Genomic DNA, 5479 nt, shown 5'->3' with positions numbered 1-5479 from the left:
TCACGATAAAAATAAAGTTCAAAAATAATTTGTTTTTTAAAATTAGAATTCAGAACTTTGCACCCCGATTAAGAGAGAAAGGAATTGAGGGTTTGATAATCGGAAAATAGAAAAAATAAATTTGTAAAATAGTTTGTTTTTAAAATAAAGAAGTAGTAATTTTGCACTCCGTTTCGTTTAGTAGAAAGGGAAATAAAGTAAGAAGATTCAAGGTTTAAATGATTGATTATTAATCATTTAGGATTTAGAAGAGGAATCGACAAATTTGATTAATTTCGGTGAAATTGGTTGAATAAAGTTCATTAACTTATTGGGAAAACGAATGCGACGTTTAGAGAAATTAAAGTAGTCAGGCAAACTTGATATTTACAATGGAGAGTTTGATCCTGGCTCAGGATGAACGCTAGCGGCGGGCTTAATACATGCAAGTCAAGGGGTAGCAATACACCGGCGTACGGGTGCGTAACGCGTATGGAACCTGCCCTTATCTGGGGGATAACTCGGGGAAACTCGAGCTAATACCGCATAAGATAGTAAAGAGGCATCTCTTAGCTATTAAAGATTTATCGGATAAGGATGGCCATGCGTAAGATTAGATAGTTGGCGAGGTAACGGCTCACCAAGTCTACGATCTTTAGGGGCTCTGAGAGGAGAATCCCCCACACTGGCACTGAGATACGGGCCAGACTCCTACGGGAGGCAGCAGTAGGGAATATTGGGCAATGGGCGGAAGCCTGACCCAGCCACGCCGCGTGCAGGAAGACGGCCCTCTGGGTTGTAAACTGCTTTTGATTGGGAAGAAAGCAGCTCATGCGTGAGAATTTGACGGTACCAATCGAATAAGCCACGGCTAACTACGTGCCAGCAGCCGCGGTAATACGTAGGTGGCGAGCGTTATCCGGATTTATTGGGTTTAAAGGGAGCGTAGGCGGCTGATTAAGTCAGCGGTGAAAGGTAGCAGCTTAACTGTTTTACATGCCGTTGATACTGGTTAGCTTGAGTTGACAGAAGGCAGATAGAATTCCTGGTGTAGCGGTGAAATGCTTAGATACCAGGAGGAATACCGATTGCGAAGGCAGTCTGCTGCAGTCACACTGACGCTGAGGCTCGAAGGTGCGGGGATCAAACAGGATTAGATACCCTGGTAGTCCGCACAGTAAACGATGATTACTAGATGTTGGCCATGCCAGTGTCCAAGGGAAACCGATAAGTAATCCACCTGGGGAGTACGCCGGCAACGGTGAAACTCAAAGGAATTGACGGGGGTCCGCACAAGCGGTGGAGCATGTGGTTTAATTCGATGATACGCGAGGAACCTTACCTGGACTAGAATGTGAGGGAATGTTTTAGAAATAGAACAGTCAGCAATGACCCGAAACAAGGTGCTGCATGGCTGTCGTCAGTTCGTGCCGTGAGGTGTTGGGTTAAGTCCCGCAACGAACGCAACCCCTGTTGTCTGTTGCCAGCGAGTTAAGTCGGGGACTCAGACAAGACTGCCTACGCAAGTAGAGAGGAAGGAGGGGACGACGTCAAGTCATCATGGCCCTTACGTCCAGGGCAACACACGTGCTACAATGGGCGATACAGAGTGTTGCGAGCTAGTAATAGTAAGCCAATCACAAAAAGTCGTTCACAGTTCGGATTGAGGTCTGCAACTCGACCTCATGAAGCTGGAATCGCTAGTAATCGAATATCAGCTATGATTCGGTGAATACGTTCCCGGACCTTGTACACACCGCCCGTCAAGCCATGGAAGTTGGGTAGACCTGAAGCGGAAGGTAAAAGATTTCGTTAGGGTAGAATCAGTAACTAGGGCTAAGTCGTAACAAGGTAGCCGTACCGGAAGGTGCGGCTGGAACACCTCCTTTTTAGAGATTTTCTAAACAGAAAAAAAACGACTTGACACTTTATATTTGAATGTTGCATTTGTTTTCCCAACTAAAGTTATGTTTGAAAGCAGTAGAGACAATCGGACGATTACTATTTGTGTAATAGTTCTGATTATAGGGGCTTGTAGCTCAGGTGGTTAGAGCGTTACACTGATAATGTAAAGGTCCGTGGTTCGAGTCCACGCAGGCCCACCAAAGTAACAACAAGGGGGATTAGCTCAGCTGGCTAGAGCACCTGCTTTGCAAGCAGGGGGTCAACGGTTCGACTCCGTTATTCTCCACTAATTTTAAGTTAAGACAACTATCGATAAAGAACTGATAGTTTAAAGTTTAAGGAAAAAGGTATTTATACCACTATTTAATTCTTATGTCTAAGAATGGTATTAGCGAAGCACAGCTTGATTAGCTAGTATTTGATATATAGGATTGGAAAGAGTTCATTGACATGTTGGCAGAGAGATAAAAGTATAATAATAAGAGTTATATAAGGGCGTACGGAGGATGCCTAGGGTCTCAGAGGCGAAGAAGGACGTGATAAGCTGCGATAAGCTACGGGGATTGGCACATACAAGTTAATCCGTAGATTTCCGAATGGGGCAACCCAATGGTTTGAAGAACCATTACTATACATAGTATAGAGCTAACCCGGTGAACTGAAACATCTAAGTAACCGGAGGAACATAAAACAACAGTGATTCCGCAAGTAGTGGCGAGCGAACGCGGAGAAGCCCAAACCTATTTTGTTACGGCAAAGTGGGGGTTATAGGACTGCATTTAGAAGATTAAATTAAGCTGAACAGATTGGGAAGTCTGGCGATACAGTGTGATAGCCACGTAAGCGTACAATTTAATGGACGAGCAGTATCCTGAGTAGGTGGGGACCAGTGGAATCCCCTCTGAATTCGGCAGTACCATCTGCCAAGGCTAAATACTCCTGAGACACCGATAGTGAACAAGTACTGTGAAGGAAAGGTGAAAAGCACCGAGAGTATCGGAGTGAAAAAGAACCTGAAACCGTACGCTTACAAGCGGTCGGAGCATCCAAGTGGTGTGACGGCGTGCCTTTTGCATAATGACCCTACGAGTTACGGTCACCGGCAAGATTAAGACATTCAGTGTCGTAGTCGAAGCGAAAGCAAGTCTGAATAGGGCGGTTAGTCGGTGGTTGTAGACGCGAAACCTTGTGATCTACCCATGGTCAGGATGAAGTGTTGGTAACACAACATGGAGGTCCGAACCAGTTAACGTTGAAAAGTTTTTGGATGAACTGTGGGTAGGGGTGAAAGGCTAATCAAACTGGGAAATAGCTCGTACTCTCCGAAATGTATTTAGGTACAGCGTCGAGGTTGAGTTATGTCGAGGTAGAGCTACTAATAGGATGCGGGGGAGTCAAATCCTACCAAATTCTGATAAACTCCGAATGCGGCATAATATACTCGGCAGTGAGGGCTTGGGTGCTAAGGTCCAAGTCCAAAAGGGAAAGAACCCGGAACAACAGCTAAGGTCTCTAAATTTACACTAAGTTGAACTAAGGAAGTCTGACTGCAGTGACAGCCAGGATGTTTGCTTGGAAGCAGCAATCATTTAAAGAGTGCGTAACAGCTCACTGGTCGAGCGGGGCGGGCATCGATAATAAACGGGCATCAAGTGTAGTACCGAAGCTTTGTGATTGTTTTTAACAATCGGTAGGAGAGCATTCTATTCGCGGCGAATGTGTACTGTGAGGTATGCTGGAGCGTATAGAAAAGCAAATGTAGGGATAAGTAGCGATAATGTATGTGAGAACCATACACACCGAAAGACTCAGGATTCCTCAGCTACGTCAATCAACTGAGGGTTAGTCGGGACCTAAGGATAAGGCGAAGGCCGAAGCCGATGGCAAATGGGTTAATATTCCCATACTGGTGATAGTGCGATGCGGGGACGGATTGAGGAGGTTCATACGTTCTGACGGAATAGAGCGTTGAGAGGAGGCTTAGGCTGAATCGAATGAGCTGAATTGATTCCAAGAAAAGCCGCTAAGCTTCAGCTATTTACCACCCGTACCGTAAACCGACACAGGTAGTCGAGGCGAGAAGCCTAAGGTGCTCGAGTGAGTCACAGCTAAGGAACTCGGCAAATTAACCCTGTAACTTCGGGAGAAGGGGAGCCTACAGCAATGTAGGCCGCAGAGAAATGGCCCAGGCGACTGTTTAACAAAAACACATGGCTTTGCGAAGTTTAATGACGACGTATAAGGCCTGACACCTGCCCGGTGCTGGAAGGTTAAGAGGGGATGTCATCGCAAGAGAAGCATTGAATCGAAGCCCCAGTAAACGGCGGCCGTAACTATAACGGTCCTAAGGTAGCGAAATTCCTTGTCGGGTAAGTTCCGACCTGCACGAATGGTGTAACGATCTGGGCACTGTCTCAGCTGTGAGCTCGGCGAAATTGTAGTAGCGGTGAAGATGCCGCTTACCCGCCACGGGACGGAAAGACCCCGTGAACCTTTACTATAGCTTAACGTTGAATTCGGGTAACTGATGTGTAGGATAGGTGGGAGGCTGTGAGCCGGTGTCGCTAGGCATCGGGGAGCCAACGTTGAAATACCACCCTTTGGTTATTTGGATTCTAACTTGCCTAAGGCGAGGACACCGTTTGGTGGGTAGTTTGACTGGGGTGGTCGCCTCCAAAAGAGTAACGGAGGCTTCCAAAGGTGACCTCAGCACGCTTGGTAACCGTGCGTTGAGTGCAATAGCATAAGGTCGCTTGACAGTGAGACATACAAGTCGAGCTGGATGGAAACATGGGTATAGTGATCCGGCGGTTCTGTATGGAAGGGCCGTCGCTCAAAGGATAAAAGGTACTCCGGGGATAACAGGCTGATCTCCCCCAAGAGCTCACATCGACGGGGAGGTTTGGCACCTCGATGTCGGCTCGTCACATCCTGGGGCTGGAGAAGGTCCCAAGGGTTCGGCTGTTCGCCGATTAAAGTGGCACGCGAGCTGGGTTCAGAACGTCGTGAGACAGTTCGGTCCCTATCTGTGGTGGGCGTAGGAAGATTGAGAGGTTCTGACTTTAGTACGAGAGGACCGAGTTGGACGTACCGCTGGTGCATCTGTTGTCCTGCCAAGGGCACGGCAGAGTAGCCAAGTACGGACGGGATAAACGCTGAAAGCATCTAAGTGTGAAACCCACCTCAAGATGAGTCTTCCATTGAGATTCGTAATAGACTATTACGTTGATAGGTTGCAGGTGTAGAAGTGGTAACACTAAGCCGAGCAATACTAATGAATCGAGGACTCTTATATTTTTATTATGCTTTTATCTTTCTGTAACATAAGTCATGAATTATTAAAAAGAAATTAGACGAAAGACGGTAGGCAAGGAGTTGTTGAAGTCCAAGTCGAAAGAGTTTCATGGTGTTTATAGGGAGGGTGCGGGACACGTTGTCTTCACTTCTTTCCATCACTAAAGAGCTTCATGGTGTTTATAGGGCGGGTGTTCACCTCTTCCCATCTCGAACAGAGAAGTTAAGCCCCGCACCGCCGATGGTACTGAGTTCAAACTCGGGAGAGTAGGTAGACGCCAGAATTTTATTATAGAAGTCT

Annotated in this window: 2 tRNA genes and 3 rRNA genes; all 5 read left to right on the top strand. The window is 46.7% G+C overall.

The window, feature by feature from the left end:
* Positions 1-368 precede the first annotated feature (368 nt).
* The 5 genes from IEX65_RS27935 (at position 369) to rrf (ending at position 5462) form a co-directional block, all read left to right on the top strand.
* Positions 369-1868, top strand: a 16S ribosomal RNA gene (locus tag IEX65_RS27935).
* 139 nt (positions 1869-2007) lie between these two features.
* Positions 2008-2084, top strand: a tRNA-Ile gene (locus IEX65_RS27930).
* Between the two features lie 12 nt (positions 2085-2096).
* Positions 2097-2170: transfer RNA gene (locus IEX65_RS27925), tRNA-Ala, on the top strand.
* A gap of 192 nt (positions 2171-2362) precedes the next feature.
* Positions 2363-5179: ribosomal RNA gene (locus tag IEX65_RS27920) — 23S ribosomal RNA — on the top strand.
* 171 nt (positions 5180-5350) lie between these two features.
* Positions 5351-5462, top strand: a 5S ribosomal RNA gene (rrf, locus tag IEX65_RS27915).
* The 16S, 23S and 5S rRNA genes sit together here with 2 tRNA genes alongside, the layout of an rRNA operon.
* Positions 5463-5479 lie beyond the last annotated feature (17 nt).

Source organism: Emticicia aquatilis (assembly GCF_014644295.1).
In the GTDB taxonomy this organism is placed as follows: Bacteria; Bacteroidota; Bacteroidia; order Cytophagales; family Spirosomataceae; genus Emticicia; species Emticicia aquatilis.
The sequence above is the reverse complement of the archived record's forward strand: the minus strand, read 5'-3'. Positions and strand labels throughout refer to the sequence as shown.